Origin of the sequence: Paraburkholderia sp. RL17-347-BIC-D, assembly GCF_046027915.1 — a bacterium.
Taxonomy (GTDB): Bacteria; Pseudomonadota; Gammaproteobacteria; order Burkholderiales; family Burkholderiaceae; genus Paraburkholderia.
Genome location: NZ_JARESS010000001.1, coordinates 272,905 through 294,159, shown reverse-complemented (window position 1 = coordinate 294,159; position 21,255 = coordinate 272,905). Strand labels below are relative to the sequence as shown.

Here is a 21,255-nt window from a genome sequence, read left to right as displayed (position 1 = left end):
CACAACCCCAGCGGAGAAAGAACAATGGAAGTGAGACAGGCCATCAACAGCGAATACGCGAAGACGCTGGATACCGACGGGCTGCGCAAGGCGTTTCTGGTCGATCAGGTGTTCGAGCGCGATGCGCTGAAGCTGACCTATAGCCATATCGACCGGATCATCGTCGGCGGCGTGATGCCGGTGGCGCGCGCGGTCGAGGTGCCCAGTTCGCTCGGCAAGACGATCGGCGTGAGCTATCTGCTGGAGCGGCGCGAACTCGGCGCGATCAACATCGGCGGCGACGGCTGGGTCGACGTGGACGGTACGCGCTACACAGTGCGCAACGAAGAGGCGATCTACATCGGCCAAGGTGCGCAGGCCATCGCCTTCGGCAGCGACGACGCCGCACGTCCGGCGAAGTTCTATCTGAACTGCGCGCCTGCTCACACGTCGTATCCGACCCGCACTATCTCGCTCGCGCAGGCCTCGCCGCAAACTCTTGGCGACCCCGCCACGAGCAACCGCCGCACGATCTACAAGTTCATCGTTCCCGAGGTGCTGCCCACCTGCCAGCTTTCCATGGGCATGACCAAACTCGAACCCGGCAGCCTGTGGAACACCATGCCGTGCCATACGCACGAGCGCCGTATGGAGGTGTATTTCTACTTCAACGTCGCCGACGACGCCGCCGTCTTTCACATGATGGGCGAGCCGAACGAGACGCGGCACATTCTCGTGCACAACGAGCAGGCGGTGATCTCGCCGAGCTGGTCGATTCACTCGGGCGTCGGCACGCAGGCGTACACGTTCATCTGGGGCATGGTCGGTGAAAACCAGGTGTTCAGCGACATGGATCACGTCGCGGTTCGGGACTTGCGTTGATGGGCCGCTTTTTTACGCCGCTTTTTGACCTCTGCCACTACGACCGCACGACATGGGCTCGAACATCGTGAACCCCTTTGATCTCACCGGCCGCGTCGCCATCGTCACCGGCAGCAACACGGGCCTGGGCGCCGGCATGGCGGTCGCGCTTGCCGCCGCTGGTTGCGACATCGTCGGCGTAAGCCGTGCCGACGCCGGCGACACCGCAGCACGCGTCGAAGCCTGCGGACGCCGCTTCGCCGACGTGCGCGCCGATCTCGGCTCGATCGCGCCGGTCGAGGACATCGTGCGCGCCGCGGTCGAAGCCTTCGGCCGCGTCGACGTGCTGGTGAACAACGCGGGCATCATCCGCCGCGAGGACGCGCTCGATTTCACCGAAGCCGACTGGGACGCCGTGGTGGACGTCAATCTGAAAAGCCTGTTCTTTCTCTCGCAGGCCGCCGCGCGGCAGTTCGTGAAGCAGCAAAGCGGCGGCAAGATCATCAACGTCGCGTCGATGCTGTCGTTTCAAGGCGGCATCCGCGTCGCGTCCTATACGGCGTCGAAAAGCGGCGTGCTCGGACTGACGCGGCTGCTCGCGAACGAATGGGCGTCGCAAGGCATTAACGTCAATGCAATCGCGCCGGGCTACATGGCGACCGCGAACCCGGCCGCGCTGCGCGACGACGCGCAGCGCAACGACGAGATTCTCAGCCGCATTCCGGCCGCCCGCTGGGGCACGCCGGACGATCTCGCGGGACCGGTGGTGTTCCTCGCGTCGTCGGCTTCGGACTACGTGCATGGGCATACACTGGCGGTGGACGGCGGCTGGCTCGCGCGCTGACTCGGCAGCGCGCGCCGGACGCGGTATGCTCTCGGCGCCTCGCCGGCGTGTGCCGGCATTGCGGGAACGTCGCGGGTACAGATAGACAGGGAAGACGGAAATGGCATCAACAGGCAAACAGCGCAAGGACGACGGCACCGCACAGGCGCAAGACGCGGAGAATGCCGACTGCGGCGAACGCGGCGAATCGGCCTCGTCGATCGGCCGCGTCTTCGCGATTCTCGGCGCGATCGGCGACAGCGGACAGATCGGCATCAGCGAACTGTCGCAACGGCTCGGCATGTCGAAGACCACCGTGCACCGCGTGATCCAGACGCTCAAGGCGCTCGGCTACGTGACGCAGGAAGTGGAAACCGAGCGCTACCGGCTGACCATCCGTCTGTTCGAACTCGGCGCGAAGGCGCTGGAAAGTGTCGATCTGGTGCGCGAGGCTGATGCCGAAATGCGCCGCATCGGCGAAGCGACGCGCGAGGCGGTTCACCTCGGCGCATTCGACGAAGACGCCATCATCTACATTCACAAGATCGACGCCGACTACGGGCTGCGCATGCAGTCGCGCATCGGCCGGCGCAACCCGCTGCACAGCACCGCGATCGGCAAAGTCTTGCTCGCGTGGATGGACCCGGCCGACGCGCGCGAGGTGCTCTCGCACGTCGAATTCCGCAAGTCGACGCAAAAGACGCTCTCGTCCGCCGAAGCCGTGCTGAGCATCCTGCCGCACGTGCGCGAGCAAGGCTACGGCGAGGACAACGAGGAACAGGAAGAAGGTCTGCGGTGTCTCGCGGTGCCGGTGTTCGACCGCTTCGGCCGCGTGATCGCCGGCCTGTCGATTTCGTTTCCGACCATGCGCTGCGGCGCCGACACGAAGTCGCACTATGTCGCGCTGCTCAAGAAATCGGGCCTCGCGATCTCGACGCGGCTCGGTTATCGGCAAGCGCCGGCGCCGCAACAGATCGCCGCCGAGCCGGGCTGAACCACAAGCCGTCAGGCCGCCTTCGCCGCCGGATTCGGCTGCACGCTGCGCGTGAAACTGCGGCGGCCGTCCACACTCACCGGCACGTCGCCCTTCAGCGTCACGCGACGCACCACGCGGTGCGCGTCGCCATAGTCGTTGACCGCGTAGTGCTGGGTCGCGCGGTTGTCCCAGATCGCGACGTCGCCCGTCTGCCAGCGCCAGCGCACGATGTTCTCCAGACGCGTCACGTAGCCTTGCAGCAGTTCCAGCAGATGCGCCGACGCGCTCGGCGTGAGACCCACGAAGCTCTTTACGAAGTGCCCGAGAATCAGCGTCTTTTCGCCGGATTCCGGATGCACGCGCACGACCGGATGCTCGGTCTCGTAACGCGTCGACACGAACGCCTCGCGATGACGCTTGATCGCTTCAGCGTCGCGGCCACGCTCGCCGACGCTGGTGTGATTCGCGTAGTCGTAGTCGTTGCTGTGCACGGCCCAGAGCTGATCGGCGAGCGCTTTGAGCGGCGGCGGCAGATCGTCGTAGGCGGTCGCCGTGTTGGCCCAGACCGTGTCGCCGCCCACTTCGGGAATCGTCACGCCGCGCAGGATCGACGCCTGCGGATAGGCGTCGACGAAGGTCACGTCCGTGTGCCATGAATTGGCGCGGCCGCCGCGATGCGAGTCGAGTTCGAGCAGATAGTCCGTGCCGTCCACCACCGGCACCGTGGGATGCGAAACCGGCTCGCCGAACAGCTTGGCGAAGGCTTCCTGATCGGCGTCCTGCAAGTGCGTCTGGTCGCGGAAAAATATCACCTTGTGACGTACCAGCGCCGCACGAATCGCTTCGACAGTGGCCGGCTCAAGCTGGCTCGACAGGCGTACGCCGCGAATTTCCGCGCCGACGCGGCCAGTGACGGGATGAATGTCCAGTGCGTTGGACGTCGCGAGACTGAGGTTCGACATGCTATGCAACTCCTGGTGTGAGGACGATCGAGAACGAGGCGGCTCAGCGTGCCAGCCGGCGCGCGGACTGACACACAGCCGACCCAGCGATCTAACCAGTCTTGGCGGCGCGCGTAAAACACTTGTTTTTCATGTGCTTATCACACGCGACGTCGTGAGGATCGCGCATGGACGCGATGGCGCCAATATCGCCGCGATGCTGCCGCTCATGTTCGCTATCGAGGCGCGCGCATCGCGCGAACACATGCATACGCACGTTTGCGTCCATTAAATCGTTCGACGATGCCCGTCGGTACAGCTAGTCTGCAACCGAATGTATCTGTACGGCGTAGCTGCAACGATAGGCGCCACCGCACGCTTAACGGCTGTCACTACACGCGCCGTTCAACGCTCCGCAACACGCGAGACGCGCGACCACGTCGTCTTTTCCGCAACGCGTTCAATGGCTTGCGCGCTCAACTGCCCGCCGAGCCCTACCTCCTCGCTGCGCCCTGACGCACGCTATTGAAGCGACGCGCGCCTTGCCGGCATGCATCGCAATCGACACGTCCTGTTACACACAAACACACCGGAAATGCCGCGGCTCAGTAGAGTTCGGGTCACAAGGAAACAGGAGCAATGTCATGAAAAGAATTTTCGCGCTGGTCATTCTGGCCGTCACGCTCGGCAGTGCATTGGGCGGTTGCATCGTGGTGCCGGAAGGCGGCTACCACAACCACTATCACGATCGCTATTGAGCGCGAGCCGCGCAAGACTTTCCACTCACCATCGTAGAAGCCGGAAATAAAACATGAACCAATCACAAAACCGCTGGCTGTCCATGGCGATTGTCGCGGGTCTCGGAATCGGCGCATCGTCGGTCGCGCTGGCCCACGTCGATGTGGGCGTGAACATCGGCATTCCGGGCGTCGCTTATGCGCCCGAACCCGTGTATGCCCCGCCGCCACCGCCGGTCTATGCGCCGGCTCCGCCGGTGGTCGTGGTGAGTCCGGGCTGGTACGGCGAGCGCTATTACGACGGCCACCGTTACTGGGAACGGCGCGAGTGGGAAGATCGACATCACGGCGGACGCGAGTGGCATGAAGCGCGTGGTCCGCACGGCGACTGGCGCGGTCACGATAACGGCTGGCATGGTCATGGCGACGACCACGGCCACGGGCACGGCGATCATTGATGCATAGGCCGCGGCCGCGTCGATGACGCGGCCGTGCCGCGCACGCATTCGCGCCACACCTTCTGTAGGAGCGACGATTTGCTACGCAGCGATCCAAGACGAGTCACCGCGCAAATCAACAACACGCTGATCTGCGCCGAATATAGCGAACAAACCGGTCAATTGTGTTTGCGTCAGGACGGCACACTGTTGCGCGAATGGTTTCCACCTCACTCGTGGATCGCGATTGCGTCAGTGGCGGGCGCGCGGCACTGGGGCACGCGGCCTAGCGATGATGATTTGCTGGCGTTGCTGCACAACGAGATGACACTGTTGCGCACGTCATAGAAGACAGAAGAAGACAATAGGATTTGCGCGCGGCGATGTGCTCGCCGCGCGTTTCGTGAATCGCTTAACGCGCGTTGCGAATCGGCGGCGAGTACGAGCTGACCGTCGTGTTGTTACTCTGACCTGCTTGCCACGAGCCAACGCTGGCTGAACCATATCCGCTATTGTCGGCTTGAGCCGCGCCTTGCTGGCTCAAGGCCTGTGCTTGCGCAGCCTGTGCGCCTTGCGATACAGGCTCGTTGGACGACTGAGCAAACGCGGCTACCGGCGCGGCAAGAACAACGGCGATAGCAACGGTTTGAATGAGCGACTTCATGAAACCACCTCCAAAGATTGTCTTTCTACGCGCTGCGGATAGGGCTGTCGTTGCAGCGGTAGCTTGAGTGTAGGTGGCCAGCGCGGCGGGATAAATCCGCCAATCCTGAATTCACTGTTGCTGCTGCCACTACAATGAAAAACGGCTGTTCAGCGATTGTTTTTTAAATTTCATTTGCTCGAAACCAGCCGTTTCCCGGACATCAATGGAGAGACTGTTCTGCCTTGCGCGCACAGTCGCGTTTTTTGCGGCGCAACAGTCGTGGGGCTAACGTGCCAGACAAACTCGGGTGCTTCACGGCGTTTGCAGCGTACCGTCTTTCAGCCGCGTTTGTGTCCACGTCGTCACGCTGTTTTCGCACGGATATTTCGCGGCCTCGGCTTCGTCGATATCGACGCCGAGACCCGGCTTGTCGTTGGCGTACACGTAACCTTGCCTGAATTCGGGCAGGCCCGGGAAGACATCGAGCAAGGCTGCCCTCGGCCCTTTCAGGTCCTGAATCACGAAGTTCGGCGGCTCGGTGCCCGACCATTCCTGCACCCCGAAATTGCGCGCGGCCAGATCGATATGAATATTCGCCGCATGCGCCAGCGGCGACATGTCGCCGGGGCCGTGCCACGCCGTCCGAACCCCGAATTGCTCGGCAAAGATCTGCAGCTTGCGTCCGGCGGTAATGCCGCCGATCTGGCTGAGATGCACGCGGATGAAGTCGATCAGGCGCTCCGTGATCATGAAGCGCCATTCATAGGGATTGTTGAACAGCTCGCCCTGTGCCAGTGGCGTGGTCGTTTTGGCGCGTAACTGGCGCATCCATTCCCCCTCCTCCAGCGCGATCGCGTCTTCGAGAAAGAACAGCTCGTACCGTTCCAGTTCGCACGCGAAGCGGATCGCTTCGACCGGCTTCAAACGTTCGTGCACGTCGTGACACAGCGCGACGTCGAAACCGATCTTGCTGCGAATGCCGTCGAACAGCTTGAGCGTATCGCGTATGTACTTCCGGCTGTCGAGATAGACGCCGTCCGCGGCGCCTTGCGGCGCGCTCGCCGGCGCCTTGCCGAAGCCGCCTCCGCCGTACCCGCCGCTCTGGCAGCGAATGTGCGTGATGCCCTGCTCGCGATACTTCTGGATGTTCTCGCACAACTCGTTCAGATCGCGGCCATCCGCGTGACGATAGATCGGCACGCCTTCGCGGCACTTGCCGCCGAACAGTTGGTATAGCGGCATGTTCGCCAGCTTGCCCTTGATGTCCCATAGCGCCATATCGACGCCGGAAATCGCGTTGTTCTCGATCGGTCCGTTGCGCCAATACGCGTTCTGATGCATCAGTTGCCACAGTTCCTCGATCGCGTCCGCGTCGCGCCCGATCAGCAGCGGCCGCAGATACTCCTCGATCAGGCACTGCACCGCGACGTGCCGGTAGGCGAACGTCGCGCATCCCAGCCCATAGAGACCGGGCTGGTTCGTTTCCACCTTGACGACGATCAGGTTGATGCCTTCCGGCGCGGTCAGGATGACTTTTACATTGGTAATCAGGGTTGCCATGTTCTATCTGCCAGGTTTCAGCCAATGAGTTCGATCGACTAGCGTTACGTGCGATGCAGCGACAGCGATGTTTCGCGCTTCGCACGTTCATCGGAACTCGCCGGCACCGTCATCATCAGGATCACGGACGACAGCAGGCCGCCCGCCATGAAAATATAGGAAGCCGCCGGGCTGCCGGTCGCGCCGTTCAGGTATCCCACCACCCATGAGCCGGCGAACGCGCCCAGCGCGCCGCACGCGTTGATCAGACCGATCGCGCCGCCCAGCACGTTGCCCGGAATCAGCTCCGGCACGAGGGCGAAGAACGGACCGTACGGTGCGTACATCGTTGCGCCCGCCACGACCAGCAGCGCGAACGAGATCCAGAAATGCGAGCCGCCGATCAGGTACGACGCCACGAACGCAATCGTGCCCACCAGCAGCAGCGGCCAGACAAACAGCTTGCGGTTGCGCGTCTTGTCCGACAGCCACGACGCGAGCAGCATCAGGATGATCGCCGCGAGATACGGAACCGCGGCGAGCCAGCCGACCGAGACGATGTCGATCGTCGACGCCGTCTTGAGGATCGACGGCAGCCACATGATGAAGCCGTACACGCCGATGCTCCACAACGCGTGAATCGCACAGAACTTCAACACGATCGACGAGCGGAACGCCGCCTTGTAGTCGCGCACCGGTGCGATATGCGCCTGCTCGGCTTTCAGGCGTGCGTCGAGTTCGGTCTTTTCGGCATCGCTCATCCACGGCGCGTCGGCCGGGCGATCCTTCACCGTGAACCACCACACGACCGCCCACGCGAGCGCGGGCAAGCCTTCGAGGATGAACATCTCGCGCCAGCCGAAGCTGCGCACCAGATAGCCCGATACCACCGACATCCACAACACGGTCACCGGATTGCCGAGAATCAGGAAGGTGTTGGCGCGCGAGCGCTCGGTCTTGGTGAACCAGCGGCTGATGTACATCAGCATCGACGGCATGACGGCCGCCTCAACCACGCCGAGCACGAAGCGCAGCACCATCAGCATCGGAATGTTGCTGACCATGCCGGTGGCCGCCGCGCACAGCCCCCAGAGAATCAGGCTAAAGAAGATCAGCTTCTTCACGCTGTTGCGTTGCGCGTAAATCGCGCCGGGCACCTGAAACAGGCAGTACCCGAGAAAGAACAGCGAACCGATCAGCGACGACGTGCCGTGCGTGATGCCGAGATCGCGATCGATGCCGGCCGCGGCGGCGAAGCCGTAGTTCGCGCGATCGAGATAGGCGAGGCTGTAGGTGATGAAGATGATGGGCATCAGATACCACCATCTTTGGGGTGCTACGGGTTTGACGCTTTCCATGATGTCTCCGGATCGGTACGGCATACTCACTATCTGGCGCGGGCGGTGTTTTGGTTGTGCTCTACCCGCGCGAATCGGTCTTTACAGTACGGCCAGCCAGCCGCCGTCCACGTAAATGATCTGGCCGTTCACGTAGCTCGAAGCCGGCGACGCCAGATACACCGCCGTGCCGACGAGTTCTTCCGGCTTGCCCCAGCGTTGCGAAGGATTGCTGTTCTTGACCCACGCATCGAACGCGGCGTTTTCGATCAGTGGCTTGTTCATGTCGGTCAGGATGTAGCCCGGACCAATGGCATTGGCCTGAATGTTCGCGGCCGCCCACTCGGCGCTCATGGCACGGGTCAGCATCTTGATGCCGCCCTTCGCCGCCGTATAGGCGCCGACCGTCGCTCGCCCGGCCTCGCTCGTCAGCGACCCGATGTTGATGATCTTGCCGCCCGTGCCGCGCGCGATCATGCGTCGCGCGGCCTGCTTCGCGACGATGAATGCGCTCGTGAGGTTGGTGTCGATCACACGCTGCCAGTCGCTCAGTTCGAGGTCGACGAGCGGTTTGCGAAACTGGATACCGGCGTTGTTGATCACGATGTCGATCTGCACACCGTCCTTGTCCCATTGCGCGAAGGCTTCGGCGACGGCGGCTTCGTCGGTCACGTCGAACGCGCGGCCTTGTGCTTTCAAGCCTTTGGCGCTGAGCCGCTCAACGGCTTGCGCCACCGTGTCGGCGCGCGTGCCGTTCAGGATCACGCCGGCGCCGGCGGCGGCGAGGCCTTCGGCGAACGCGAAGCCGATGCCGCGCGCCGATCCGGTGATGAGCGCCGTGCGGCCGCTCAGATCGAATAACTGTGTCATGCAAGTGTCCTCTCGAGGTTCGGTAACGAGGCGCGAGTGCGCCCCTCGCGTGTCGTCATGACAGCCGCGATAAATGAGTTGGGGATGCAACGGCGCTGCTTCTGGACGGTCCGCCTAAGAGGCCGCCCCGTGTGGTCGTGTTGCGTGGTTCAGGCGATTCGTCAGACGGGCTTCTCGCTAGCGCTGCGATCGAGCGCGGCACGGTCCTCGAAGTCCTGCTCGGCGCGCTGGATCAGCGTAAGCACGGCCTGTTCCGCCGCCACGGGATCGCCCTGCTCGATCGCCACGCACAGCGCCTCGTGCATGGGCAGCGAACGAGCCGGCCCACCCTCGATCTCCGAGCTGAGTTCGAAACTGGTACGCAGGATCGCCGACAGCGCGTTCTGCATCTGCTGGACAAACTGGTTGTGGCAGGCCGTCAGAATGGCGCCGTGAAACGCAAGGTCGGCGGGAACATATTCGCCGTGCCCGGCGACCGCGCGCTCCATCAGCTTGAACGCGCGCCGGACCGCGACGCGATCTTCCGCGGTCGCGCGTTTCGCGGCGAGCCGGGCCGCGTTCGGCTCGATGATCAGACGCAACTCCATCAGATCTTCGATGAGACCCGGCTCGACGGCGCCCGCGCGCGCCCGCCATGTGATCACGTCCGGGTCGAACAACTGCCATTGCGAACGCGGCAGCACGACGGTGCCGTAGCGGCGGCGCACCTGAAGCATGCCCTTGGCGGACAGCGACTTCATCGTCTCGCGGATGGTGATGCGGCTCACCTGCATCTGTTCGGCAAGCACGGGCTCGGCGGGAAGAATATCGCCGGGCATGAACTTGCCTGAACAGATCTGCTCGCCCATCTGGTTCAGGACCTGCCTGTGCAAAGTTGCCACGATTTACTCTCTAGGTCATACGTATGATGTAGAAAGATAGTCGCAAGAACTTGAGATGGCAATGCGGGTTGACCCGGGGTGTCGGAAGGAATGGACGGAGATGCCCGAGCGGGCGGGCTGGTGGGCGGCGGGTGCGGATTCTGGCGGCAAATGATCAGATCATTCGGCGGTCATGGCACGCGCCGTCGATTGCTTATGGCCACAGAACCCTGCACGTGCCGGATTTCTTCAAAGGAAGAGATAGGCGACGATAGAACGCGCAACTATTCGCCGCCCAGATAGCCACTTAAGGAGCGACCGCCACGGAAAACGCCGGCCTTGCCTTGATCGCCTGAAGCCATCGGTTTAAGGAAGGCAACGGCGGCGGCGCCTCCAACTTCTCGGGGAAGCGCTCAGCCAGTTGCACCCAGCGGTGCGCCGCGAGCCCGACGCCGATATCGGCCGCGGTAAAGCGATCTTGCGCGAGATAGTCGTGCTTTTCGAGGGCCGCGTCGGCAATGCCCAGGAGCCGCGTTGCGTCACGATATGAACGCTCGATCGCGTCGTAATCGCGTTGCGCCTCCGGCACACGCGTCAGCCCGAGGAACGCGACGCGCAACGTCGCCCACAGCGTGCCGAGTTGCCAGTCCATCCAGCGCTCGACGTCGGCACGGGCAGCCGGGTCGGACGGCAAGAGCGTCTGCGCATCATATTTCGCGGCCAGATAACGGACGATCGTGTTCGACTCCCACAACACGCACTCGCCGTCGACGAGCGTCGGCACCAGTCCATTCGGATTGAGCGCGCGATATTGCGGCGTGTCGATCACACCGTACTCCAGTCCCGCGTCGATGCGCGAAAACTCCCGCCCCTCTTCGAAACCCAGTTCAGCGAGACACCACAGCACTTTCTGCACGTTGATCGAACTGCGCCTGCCATAGACCTGCATTGCCATACCTCGTTAGCTAGAGAACGTGGCCGATTATCACATTCACGAGGCCCGCGGCGAACAGAACGATCAAGGGATTCATCTTCGGCCGCGAAAGAAAGAGGCTCAACGCGATGGCCGCAAGCGCCCAGATCGTCCACGTCGACGAAGAAGCGCGCAGCACGGAAAACGCGCCGGCGAGAATCAGCCCGGTAGCGATCGGCGCGAGGCCCTGCTCCGCCGTCCGATGCCAGGGATGCTGCTTGTGCCGCGTCCACGCCAGCGTCGCACCGTAGGCGAGCACCGAAGACGGCACGAACAGCGCGAGCGACGCAATCACCGCGCCGAGGAAGCCCGCCGCCTTCCAACCGATCAACGTCGTGAGCAATGCGCCCGGTCCGGGCGCCGCGCGCGAGATCGCGAACAGGTCGACGAATTCGGCCTGCGTCACCCAACCGTGGATCGCCACCGTCTGCTGGTTGATATCGGCGACGATACTTTGCCCGCCGCCCAACGAGAGAAGCGACAACGGCGCGAATACCGCGATCAGTTGCAGATAGATGTTATCGCGCACCTTGGCCGCTCCTCCACGCAACATACAGTCCGGCGGCCCCCGCCACGATAGCGACCGGCACGAGCGGCCAGCGCAGCACGCCGACCGCAACGAAAACCGCGACGATCATCACCAGCGGCCAGCGTTGTACCGCGAGCAGCGAGCGCGCGGTACGAAAGCCCACCGATGCGGTCATGCCGATCGCCGCCGCGGCGACACCTTCGAGAAACTCATGCAGCCACGCGAGTTGCGCGAACTGATGAAACACGGTGGCGAGCAGAACAATCACGACCATGGGCGGCACGAGCAAGGCCGACACGGCCACTGTGCTGCCGATCGCGCCTTTCATGCGGTAGCCGACATAGATCGACAGATTGATCACGTTGGAGCCTGGCAGGATCTGGCCGAGCGTCAGCGCGCCGAGGAATTCATCTTCTTCCAGCCATCCTCGTTGCGTGACCACCTCGCGGTAAATCCATGCGGACAGGCCGCCGCCGAAACTCGTCAGTCCGACCCGCGCGAACAGCAGAAGAATCTCCAGCAACGACACGTCGCTCGACTTGCGCTCGGATAGTGATTGCATGCGGGCTTTCCTTCTGCTGGTCATATCGCGGCGCAGGCAGCGACGGCTGCATGCATAAGTAAAACCCGGCAAAACGTGGGATGAAACTCAATGCCGCTCGTTCGCCAGCCGATGCGCGGCTGCGACCTGCTCTTCTACTTCCCGCACGAGCTTCGAAGACTTTCTCCGACGGCTCCAGATCGAAGCCCCCACACTCATGGCAGCACAGCCGAGCAGACTCGCGGCAATCGGACTGCGAAGAAACACGCTCGGATCGCCATTCGAAATGGTCAACGCCTGACGGAACGACTGCTCGAGCGTATGGCCGAGAATCAGCCCGAACAGCAGCGGCGCCTTGGGAATATCGAACTTGCGAAACGCGTAACCGACAATGCCGAAAAACAGCGCAAGGAAAAGATCGAACACGTCGTTACTGAACGAATACACCCCTGCCGACGCAATCACCAGGATCAAACAGAGCAGCACGCCGGACGGCACGTACAGAATGCGCGACAGAATGCCCACGAGCGGCAGATTGAGCAGCAACAGCATGATGTTGCCGACGTACATGCTCGCGATGAGCCCCCACACCAGATCCGGTTGCGTGTGAAACAGCATGGGGCCCGGCTGCATGCCGTACATGATGAACGCGCCCATGATCACCGCCGTCGCGCCGGAACCCGGCACGCCGAGCGCCAGCAGATGCACGAACGCGCCGCACGTGTCCGCGTTGGTCGCCGCTTCCGGCGCCGCGACACCTTCAATGGCGCCGTGGCCAAACTCTTCCGGATGCTTCGAGATTTTCTTTTCCAGCACGTACGAGAGCATGGCCGCGAGCGTGCCGCCGAGGCCAGGCGCCGCGCCGCAGAGAAAGCCGACTGCCGAGCCGCGGAAGATCGCGGGCCGCGCGCGCCGCCACTCCGCGCGAGTGAACCACAGCTTGCCTTCGACACGCACCGTATGCAGCGTGCCGCCCAACGTACCTTCGACCATCCGGCTGACTTCGGCAATCGCGAAAAGACCCACCACGACCACCAGAAAATTCACGCGATCCTGCAATTGCGTGAGACCGAGCGTAAAACGCGGCACCCCGCTTTGCAGGTCGATGCCCACGGTCGCGAGACCGAGTCCCATGAACACTGCCATCATGCCCTTGCCCAGCGAGTCGCCGGTGAGCGCACCGACCGTCGACAACGCAAAGCAGATCAGCGCGAAGTATTCAGTGGGTCCGAAATGCAGCGCGACGGCAGCGAGCGGCGCCGCCACGAACGCGAGCGCGGTCACACCCATCATGCCGGCCATGAACGAGCTGACGGCGGCAATCGCCAGCGTCGCGGCCGCTCTGCCTTTCCTCGCCAGTGGATAGCCGTCGAGCACCGTCATCACCGCTGCGGCGTCGCCCGGCGTATTGAGCAGGATCGCCGTGACCGCGCCGCCGTACATGCAGCCGTAGTAAATGCCGGTGAGCATCATGAGCGCGGAAATGGGATCCATGCCGAAGGTCACCGGAATCAGCAACGCAATCCCCGCCGACGGGCCGATGCCCGGCAAATGGCTGATCATCGTGCCGATGAAAACGCCGAAAAGCGTATACATGAGATGCATCGGCGTCGCGGCAACCGCGAGTCCGTGCAGAATGCCATGCAGACTGTCCATGATGCGAACGCCTCAGAATGGGAGAAGGCCGGTCGGCACCGGAACGCCGAGAAGCTGGGAAAACAGCAGATCGAAAACCACTGTCACGCCGAGCGCGATGGCGAGATTGGTTTTGTGGCGCTGGCGATTGAAATAGCTGAGCAAGCCAAACAGAAAGACCGAGGTCGAGAGTACATACCCGGCAGGCTCGAAACACAGGTAATAGATGGCAGTCCAGACAACCATGCTGATCAGAATGAACGGACGTTGCTTCGGCTCCGGCACGGCATGGTCCACGTGGTCTTGCTCCGCATCGGCCACTGTTGGTGCGGGAACCGGTTCGGCCGCTTGCGCATGCGCCTTGCCGCGCCCTTCGAGTAGAAGGACGAGCGCCGAGGCGATCAATCCCACGCCGACGAGAGCCGGAAACGCTTTAGGCCCGAGCGGATCGCTCAGCCGGACTTCCGGCAAACGCATGTCCATGTACAGGTACACGGCGGCGAGCGCCATCACGCAGAATGCGAGCCATACGTCGCTTCTGATGCTTTTCATGTCTCCTCCAGAGTTCGACTCCGTTGGTGGTCGCCAAACGCAGCGACCACCGACGGTTCGCACAGTCCGCGCGGACTCGCGTAGTCGTGCTCGTTGATCCGCGTGCGCGCCATGCCGCGCATGCCGCGCGCGCCGCTTGCGCCGGGTTGCCCCCGTGCGCCACTACCTGTCAGCAACGACAGCGCCGCATCACTTCTCGTTGTAGCGGCCCGGCTTCACCACTTCGGCGATCGTGCCGTCCGGTGCGCGAAACTTGAGTGCGCCCTCGCCCTTTGCCGAGAGAATCTCGCCGCCGTACTGCTTGATCTTCTCGGCAGCGGCTTCCTGGTCGTCGACCGTGACGCCCCAGTGGTGCAGACGCGGACCGGCACCCGCGATCTGCGCTTCGTGCGAGTCTTCGCTGTCGTACTTCATCAGCGTAAAGTCGATGTGACCATCGGTCATGTGACGCGAAATGTGTTCGCGGTTGCGCCCGGTCTTCACTTCCTTGAAGCCGAACACTTCGGTATAGAAACGCGTGGCCTGCTCGAGGTCGTCGACCTTGACTGCGAGGTGAACGATGCGTGACATATGGATCTCCATGTCGATAGGTACTGCGGGTTAAAAGAAAAATTCGCTACTTCGCGATACCAAGCTCGCCAAGCAGAGGGGTCAGGCGATTGCGCTCGCCCTGAAGGAAAGCGCGGGTCTGAGTGCTGTTCTTGTAGTCGGCGGTCCACAGATTGCGCTTCACGGCTGCCGCCCATTCCGGTGACGCTGTGGCCTTCTGCAATAGGTTGTCCCACCATGCTATTTCGGCGGGCGTCATGTTCTTCGGACCGACCAGCACGCGCCAGGTCGTGAAGTCCACATTGATGCCCTGCTCTTTCCACGTCGGCACGTTCGCCAGTTCGCCGCCTTGACGCGTGCCGCCAGGAATCGCGATCATGCGCACGCTGCCCGACTTGCTCGGTCCGAGCACCACGCCGGCGGGCGTCGCAGCCGCGGTCACGTGGCCGCCCATCAGCGCCGTCAATGCTTCACCGCCTGAATCGAAGAACACGACTTTGATCTTTTTCGGATCCTGGCCGGCGCCCTTCATGACCAGCGCCGCGGCATCGTGACTCTGGCCGCCGGGCGAACTCGACACGCCCAGCGTCACGCTGGTCGGGTCTTTCTTGAGCATCTGCACGAGATCGTTGCCCGATTTGATCGGCGAATTGCCCGGCACCGAGAACACCACCTGTTCGGTGACGAATACGGCAAGCGGCGTCACGTCGTCGATGCCTACCGTGGAAAGGCCCGTGATCCGGTTGGTGATCAGCGGTAGCGCCTGAACCGTGACGAAGTCGCCGTCGGCTTCGTGTGAATTGATGTACGCGATACTGACGGTGCCTCCACCGCCCGGACGGTTGATGACCGTTACCGGTTTGGTCGAGAGCTTCTCCTGCTGAATCACGCTCTGCAGCGTGCGCGCGACCAGGTCGAGTCCTCCACCCGGCGCGCTCGGCACCACGACCTCGACCGGCCGTCGAGGCTGCCATGCGTCCGCGGCATTCGCGAGCGTCGCGCACGCTGCAAGCAACGCAACACAGATGCCACGTGCGACACTCGATGTCTCAAGCCTCCTCCTCATCACTTCGTCTCCTGTTTATGGTGCTCTATGACGGGTTAAAAATTGAATGCGTCGAAGGTGCTGGCGGCGAAAAGTCTCTCCATCGGCACCTCGTCCTGGATCAGGCCGTCGCTTTTCGCATAACGCTGCAGCGTGTCGAGGTCGATACGGTTCTCTTTCAGACCGTAGCGCCAGTAGTCATCGCCCATCAGTGATTTGACGCACTCGTATTCGGATGTGATCCACGGATGCATTACGCGCAGCGTGTCGGTGATCGCGAGCTCGCTGAGCGCGATATCGCGCGACTTCCTGAATGCGGCAAACACATTGACCGGCAGCCACGGATGCTGTTCGACGAGCGAGCGGCGAATGCCGACCATGTGCATGGGCGGGAACAGCCGTGTTTTGCGGAACCACGCTTCCTCGTTTTCGCGGAAAGCGGGAAAGAGGCGCTGCACGTGTTCATTGCGGCCGAAGCACGATGGTGGTTTCGGCGCGATCAACGCGTCGATCTCGCCTTTGTCGAGCAGGCGCGCGAGTGTCTGGTCCGACGCAATCGGTTCCACCTGGATAGCGGACGGCAGGTTATAAGGCACCCGCGCCTCGCGGCCAGCCTGCTCGAGGCCGCCGATCACCCACTTCACGTCGCGGCTGCTCACACCGTATTCATCGGCGAGCATGCCGCGCACCCAGATGCCCGCCGTCTGCTGAAAGTCGGGCACGCCGATGCGGCGGCCCTTTAGCGCTCGCGGAGAATCAATGCCGCGATCGGTACGGATATAGATCGCCGAATGGCGGAACGACCGTGACAGAAACACCGGCACGCCGATGTAACTGCTTTGCCCACGAGCGGTGGTCAAAAGATGCGTGCCGAGCGACAGTTCCGAGATATCGAATTCGCCGTGGCGGAACGCACGTTGAAAGAGTTCTTCGGCAGGCCCATTCACGAAGTTGACCTTGCATCCGTCGATCGCGACCTTTCCGTCGATCAGCGCACGTGTGCGGTCGGTAATCTGACAAGCCAGCGATAGTTCAAGCATAGAAGTAAAGCGCCGTAGGCTGGTATAGAAACTGGGGAAGAGTGCTCAAAAATAAATCTGAAATACGCTTACGTCTTTCGTAGTGCAAACTAATACTCCTGCGCCCGACTCGACGTTGGGTGCCCATCAATCCGCGCTCGTTAAACGCGGAGGTGCTTAGGTTTTTCTGGTAACCGGCCTGGTCAGGCGATCTGATCCGTGGCCGGCGGCGCTGCAGCTTCCTCGCCGGATTTCACCATGCCGTCCAACGCGACAAGCATGCGCTCCTTGCCCTTCGACACGTGACTGAAACTCATCTCGTAGCTCAGGCTCGCGTTGCGCGATTTGAGCGCATTGACGATCTCGCGGTGCTCTTCATTCGACTGAAGCAGCGCGCCGCGCTGAACCATTCCATGCACCCGGAACAGATGAAATTCCTTGACGAAGCCGCGATACAGCTTGATCAATCGCGAGTTCCCCGTTGATCGCACGATGTAGTCGTGGAACTCGAGGTTCAACGGATCGAATCGCGAAAAATCGCCTTTCTGGGCGGCTTCCTGCATCTCGTCGACATACGCGTCGAGCTGGGTTGCCATGTCGTCCGTCAAGAGCGGCGCGAGCAACGACGCCGACAATGCCGTGAGACCTGCGCGCAGATCGTAGACTTCGATTGCATCGTCTCGCGTGACGCGCTGAATGAATACGCCGCGCTGCGGAATCAGATACACGAGGCCGAGTTCAGCCAGCGCGCGGCATGCCTCACGCACAGGCCCGCGGCTCACCGAAAGCTTGTCCGCGACGGCCTTCTCATTGAGCCGTTGTCCCGGCTTCAACTCGCCGCTCAGAATCATTCGCTCGATCTCGTGCTGCACGACACCGGTCAGCGTATGCGCCCGGAAATCAGCTAGAGAGACGGTAGGGGAGATGTGATCAGTGTCCATGAAAACGAGTCTAGGTGGCGCCCTGAAAAATGTCAACACTTTACTTTTCACGATCTCATCCTTGCGGAACGCCCGTGCGGCGGGCCTGACGCGCCTGCCATCTCACTGACATTTTCACGTCAGACCAACCTGAAACCCGCCGACGTGCTTCTGCCCTCCCCCTCAAAACCGATGCCGCATCCCGATCCGGAAAGCCAACTGGTTTTGCGCGTCGCTGCCCGAGTTGCCGAAGTAACTCGTCGTTTTGCCGATCATCGCCTGAACCGGCACGCCGTCATTCGTTCCGGACGCTTTCTGGTAAATCGCCAGCGCATAAACGCTGGTGCGCTTGCTCAGCGAATACTCGACACTGCTGTTGATCTGGTTCCACGTGCCCGTGGCGGATCCTCGAACCTGCGTGCGCGTGTAGCCCAGCGCGGCCACCAGCGGCGCATTGACCTGATACACCACGCCGCCTTCGTAGATGTTGAGCGTCGCGGCGCTGTGGTCCAGGTTCTCGAGCCGCGTGTTGGTCCATAGCGCGTAACCGAGCACCGAGCCGAACTGATATTTGGCGCCGATGCCGAGGGTTCGCAGATCACGCTCGCCGAGCGGGTCCAGATTGGCGAGCGTCAGCTTGAGCGGCGGCACTTCCTGCAATGGATACGTGATGTCGGTATAGGCAAAGGCCATGCTGAACGGCCCGTTGCGATAGTCGACGCCGAAGCTGTACGTCCGCGACGAACCGCCGTTGCCGTTGTCGCCGTTCGAACCGCCGAACTCGCCCGCCGCATTGGAAAAACCGTACATCGCGCCGACTTTGAAGCCGTACAATCGCACGCTGTCGAACTTCACCGAATTGTTGATCCGCACCGACGTCAGCAGATCGAGCGTGTCGATGTGATATTCATAAGCATCGCCGGCCGTCAGGCCGCCGGTCGAATACCGGTTCAGATAGTCGTGCGAGAACGGATACTGGCGCCCCATCGTGAATGCGCCCACGCCGCTTTTGGATATACCGACGAAAGCCTGCCGGCCGAACAGCGCGCCGCCCTGGCTGAGCGTACCGTCGCCCAGACCGAAACCATTTTCCAATGTGAACACGGCCTTGTAACCGCCGCCCAGGTCTTCGGCACCCTTCAAACCCCAGCGGTTGCCACCGTTGATGCCGTCGTCGAACTTGACGAGACTGGAGCTGCCGCCGGACGCGTTCTCCGCATGATTGACGTAGCTGATGCCGGCGTCGATCAATCCATAAAGAGTCACGCTGCTCTGCGCGTGGGCCGCGCCAGCCAACCCTCCTATTGCTACGGCACACATCAGCTTCTGAGCCTTGTGGGTGTTCACTTAAGTCTCCTAATTTTTATATCAGATTGAAAGGAATTCCTCGCTTCGGGTTTCGGCCTCAACCGGCGCCCTCGAACTTCCACCTTCAACTGCCTTACAGCCGAATTCCGCACTTGCCTGCTCCGGCGACGCAACCTGCCGTGAGAGCCGGTTCCGCTGGTGCGTCACAACTTGAAACGGAGTGTCGAAGGTTTTATGATAAATGTCAACATTTTACACGCCTATGGTTTTCCTGACGCACAGCATCGATATGGCTTACTGCGGAATAGATTTCGGCACCTCAAATTCAGCCGTGGCGGTGTTCATCGGCCTTCTGAAGGGCTGCGCGCAAACGCTGCTCGGCGCGCCAATCGATCAGGCCGTGCTCGGGCGCCCGGTGTTCTTCGTCGACGACGACCTCGCTGCCGATGCCCGCGCGCAACGGCAGCTCGAAGCGGCCGCCCGCTCGGTGGGTTTTCGCGACGTCGAGTTCCAGTACGAGCCGCTTGCCGCCGCCTTCGACTACGAATCGCGGCTCGGAGAAGAAAAAATCGTGCTGGTCGCCGATATCGGCGGAGGCACCTCGGATTTCTCAATGGTGCGGGTGGGTCCGCAGCGAATGTCGAGGGTGGATCGCAAGGAAGATGTGCTCGCGCATCACGGCGTGCATGTCGCCGGAACGGACGTGGATCGGCGGGTCGAATTGGCGGCCATTCTGCGAGAGGCCGGGTATCGCAGTCTGGACACCGAAGGACGCGAAATACCGAATCGCGCCTACTTCGATCTGGAGACCTGGCATCTATCAACTCGCTCTACACGCCTAAACGAGAAACCGAGCTTCGGCTCATGCGCCATCTGTATCGAAACCCGGTTCATCATGACCGGCTGATGCGGGTGGTGGACCGGCGGCTCGGCCATGCGCTCGCCGCGAGTGCGGAACGGGCAAAGATTGCGATTGCGGCCGGGGGCGACACGCTCATCGAGATCGACCCGATCGAGCCGGACCTGAGCGTCGCTTTCGATGAACAGCAACTCGTCGAAGCCATGCGCGAAGAAAGAACGCGGATCGTTCACGCCGCGCGGGAAACTGCGCGGCTGGCCGGCATCGCTGCGGGCAAAGTCGACGCCGTGTATTTCACCGGCGGTTCGACGGGGCTCGCGTCGTTGACGCGCGCGATTGCGGGTGCGTTTGTTTGCGCAAGCCGAACTCGTGTTCGGCGACCCGCTAGCGAGCGTGGCTACCGGCCTCGGCATCCACGCAAAACGGGTGTTCGGTTAGCTGGAGATTCGTGACGGCGGTGTTACCCCGCGGCGCCCGCTCCAATCAATTCCCGATGCAACGCCATGAATTCGTGGGCGAGCTTGTGACGCGGATCGAAGTGAATCATCGGCTTCGCATACTGATGCGACTCGCGAATCTTCACGGACGTCGACAATCGCGACTCCAGCACAGGCAAGCCCTCGCTGATCAGTTCCTCGACCAGTTGAAGCGGCAGACTCGCGCGCGGCTGAAACTGGTTGATCACGATTCCTTCGACTTCGAGTCCGGCGTTGTGATCCTGCTGAATCTCCTTGACGTTGTCGAGCAGCGTGTACAAGGCGCGGCGGGAAAAGTCGTCACAGTCGAACGGAATCAGGCAGCGTTCGACCGCAATCAGCGCGGAACGCGTGTAGAAATTCAACGCCGGCGGCGTATCGATGTAGATCGCGTCGTACTCATCCAGCTCGTTCAACGCGTCACGCAGCTTGTAGATCTTGTAGCGCGATTCGAGCTTGCCGTGCAGCGTGTCGAGATCCGGATGGGAGGGCATCACGTCGAGGTTCTCGAACGGCGTGGGGTGAATGAAGGTCGAGACCGGCGTCGGCCTGAAACTGAAACTCAAGGCCGTTTCGAAGAAGTCCGCGACGTTGGGCTTGAGATCGCTGGCCTGCTTGCCAAGAAGATACTGGCTGGAGTTACCTTGCGGGTCGAGATCGATGACCAGCGTACGCAGGTTCTCGCTGGCGTTGATGGCCGCCAGGTTGCATACGATGGTCGATTTGCCCACACCGCCCTTCTGGTTGAATATGACACGCCGCATGGACCTCTGCCCCTTATTTGAAGAACGCACCAAAGGCACAGCTTACCCTGGCAAAATGACAGCGCGAGGTGCGGCCTTA

At 62.0% G+C, this 21,255-nt stretch carries 22 protein-coding genes and 1 pseudogene; 6 read left to right on the top strand and 17 right to left on the bottom strand.

From position 1 onward, the window contains the following. Positions 1–24 precede the first annotated feature (24 nt). The 3 genes from kduI to kdgR all read left to right on the top strand — a co-directional run bounded on the left by kduI (position 25) and on the right by kdgR (position 2,657). Entirely contained in the window at positions 25–861 is an 837-nt protein-coding gene (gene kduI / locus P0D96_RS01415; protein WP_408233502.1) for a 5-dehydro-4-deoxy-D-glucuronate isomerase, read from the top strand. 52 nt (positions 862–913) lie between these two features. Beyond that, positions 914–1,684: a 2-dehydro-3-deoxy-D-gluconate 5-dehydrogenase KduD gene (gene kduD, locus P0D96_RS01410; protein WP_408310978.1), complete on the top strand. Its 771-nt coding sequence runs from the start codon at positions 914–916 to the stop codon at positions 1,682–1,684. Positions 1,685–1,784: 100 nt separating this feature from the next. Beyond that, the gene (kdgR, locus tag P0D96_RS01405; protein ID WP_408180716.1) at positions 1,785–2,657 is read left to right on the top strand and encodes a DNA-binding transcriptional regulator KdgR; all 873 of its coding nucleotides are present in this window, start codon (positions 1,785–1,787) and stop codon (positions 2,655–2,657) included. Between the two features lie 11 nt (positions 2,658–2,668). On the opposite strand, the gene P0D96_RS01400 is transcribed toward kdgR, so the two are convergent. After that, positions 2,669–3,601, bottom strand: a complete 933-nt coding sequence (locus P0D96_RS01400) for a TauD/TfdA dioxygenase family protein (protein WP_408310975.1) — start codon at positions 3,599–3,601, stop codon at positions 2,669–2,671. Between the two features lie 790 nt (positions 3,602–4,391). Between P0D96_RS01400 and P0D96_RS01395 the strand changes: the two genes are divergently transcribed. Beyond that, complete coding sequence (locus P0D96_RS01395; protein WP_132374280.1) at positions 4,392–4,775, top strand: hypothetical protein; 384 nt, start codon at positions 4,392–4,394, stop codon at positions 4,773–4,775. Between the two features lie 78 nt (positions 4,776–4,853). Next, positions 4,854–5,102 (top strand): hypothetical protein, encoded by a 249-nt coding sequence (locus P0D96_RS01390; protein WP_132374279.1) that lies wholly within the window; start codon positions 4,854–4,856, stop codon positions 5,100–5,102. Positions 5,103–5,166: 64 nt separating this feature from the next. Here P0D96_RS01390 and P0D96_RS01385 read toward each other — a convergent pair whose 3' ends face one another. The 15 genes from P0D96_RS01385 to P0D96_RS01315 form a co-directional block, all read right to left on the bottom strand. After that, complete coding sequence (locus P0D96_RS01385; RefSeq protein WP_408180719.1) at positions 5,167–5,418, bottom strand: hypothetical protein; 252 nt, start codon at positions 5,416–5,418, stop codon at positions 5,167–5,169. Between the two features lie 294 nt (positions 5,419–5,712). After that, complete coding sequence (locus P0D96_RS01380; RefSeq protein WP_408289967.1) at positions 5,713–6,960, bottom strand: enolase C-terminal domain-like protein; 1,248 nt, start codon at positions 6,958–6,960, stop codon at positions 5,713–5,715. A 44-nt stretch (positions 6,961–7,004) separates the two neighbouring features. Further along, complete coding sequence (locus tag P0D96_RS01375; protein WP_408180721.1) at positions 7,005–8,297, bottom strand: MFS transporter; 1,293 nt, start codon at positions 8,295–8,297, stop codon at positions 7,005–7,007. A gap of 81 nt (positions 8,298–8,378) precedes the next feature. After that, positions 8,379–9,146 (bottom strand): SDR family oxidoreductase, encoded by a 768-nt coding sequence (locus P0D96_RS01370; RefSeq protein ID WP_132374275.1) that lies wholly within the window; start codon positions 9,144–9,146, stop codon positions 8,379–8,381. A gap of 161 nt (positions 9,147–9,307) precedes the next feature. Further along, complete coding sequence (locus tag P0D96_RS01365) at positions 9,308–10,027, bottom strand: FadR/GntR family transcriptional regulator (protein ID WP_408310972.1); 720 nt, start codon at positions 10,025–10,027, stop codon at positions 9,308–9,310. Between the two features lie 286 nt (positions 10,028–10,313). Next, positions 10,314–10,955 (bottom strand): glutathione S-transferase family protein, encoded by a 642-nt coding sequence (locus P0D96_RS01360; protein WP_408310969.1) that lies wholly within the window; start codon positions 10,953–10,955, stop codon positions 10,314–10,316. A 16-nt stretch (positions 10,956–10,971) separates the two neighbouring features. Then, positions 10,972–11,508 carry a chromate transporter gene (locus P0D96_RS01355; protein WP_132374272.1) on the bottom strand — a complete coding sequence of 179 codons (537 nt, stop codon included), beginning with the start codon at positions 11,506–11,508 and terminating at the stop codon, positions 10,972–10,974. Next, positions 11,498–12,070, bottom strand: coding sequence for a chromate transporter (locus P0D96_RS01350; protein WP_408180723.1), 573 nt, complete (start codon positions 12,068–12,070; stop codon positions 11,498–11,500). The genes P0D96_RS01355 and P0D96_RS01350 overlap by 11 nt, the downstream gene beginning before the upstream one ends. A gap of 87 nt (positions 12,071–12,157) precedes the next feature. After that, positions 12,158–13,705 (bottom strand): tripartite tricarboxylate transporter permease, encoded by a 1,548-nt coding sequence (locus tag P0D96_RS01345; RefSeq protein ID WP_408310966.1) that lies wholly within the window; start codon positions 13,703–13,705, stop codon positions 12,158–12,160. Positions 13,706–13,717: 12 nt separating this feature from the next. Then, positions 13,718–14,236, bottom strand: a complete 519-nt coding sequence (locus P0D96_RS01340) for a tripartite tricarboxylate transporter TctB family protein (RefSeq protein WP_408310963.1) — start codon at positions 14,234–14,236, stop codon at positions 13,718–13,720. 189 nt (positions 14,237–14,425) lie between these two features. Continuing rightward, the gene (locus P0D96_RS01335) at positions 14,426–14,806 is read right to left on the bottom strand and encodes a VOC family protein (RefSeq protein ID WP_132374268.1); all 381 of its coding nucleotides are present in this window, start codon (positions 14,804–14,806) and stop codon (positions 14,426–14,428) included. Between the two features lie 46 nt (positions 14,807–14,852). Next, positions 14,853–15,851: a tripartite tricarboxylate transporter substrate binding protein gene (locus P0D96_RS01330; protein WP_408310960.1), complete on the bottom strand. Its 999-nt coding sequence runs from the start codon at positions 15,849–15,851 to the stop codon at positions 14,853–14,855. A 35-nt stretch (positions 15,852–15,886) separates the two neighbouring features. Then, positions 15,887–16,870: a substrate-binding domain-containing protein gene (locus P0D96_RS01325; protein ID WP_408310957.1), complete on the bottom strand. Its 984-nt coding sequence runs from the start codon at positions 16,868–16,870 to the stop codon at positions 15,887–15,889. Positions 16,871–17,052: 182 nt separating this feature from the next. Then, positions 17,053–17,790: a GntR family transcriptional regulator gene (locus P0D96_RS01320; RefSeq protein ID WP_408180728.1), complete on the bottom strand. Its 738-nt coding sequence runs from the start codon at positions 17,788–17,790 to the stop codon at positions 17,053–17,055. A 162-nt stretch (positions 17,791–17,952) separates the two neighbouring features. Next, the gene (locus tag P0D96_RS01315; protein WP_342960346.1) at positions 17,953–19,089 is read right to left on the bottom strand and encodes a porin; all 1,137 of its coding nucleotides are present in this window, start codon (positions 19,087–19,089) and stop codon (positions 17,953–17,955) included. A gap of 319 nt (positions 19,090–19,408) precedes the next feature. On the opposite strand from P0D96_RS01315, the pseudogene P0D96_RS01310 reads away from it, so the two are divergent. Next, positions 19,409–20,374, top strand: a pseudogene (locus P0D96_RS01310) (Hsp70 family protein); the annotation flags it as partial. Positions 20,375–20,396: 22 nt separating this feature from the next. Here the strand turns inward: P0D96_RS01310 and P0D96_RS01305 are convergent. Then, complete coding sequence (locus tag P0D96_RS01305; protein WP_408180729.1) at positions 20,397–21,176, bottom strand: ParA family protein; 780 nt, start codon at positions 21,174–21,176, stop codon at positions 20,397–20,399. Positions 21,177–21,255 lie beyond the last annotated feature (79 nt).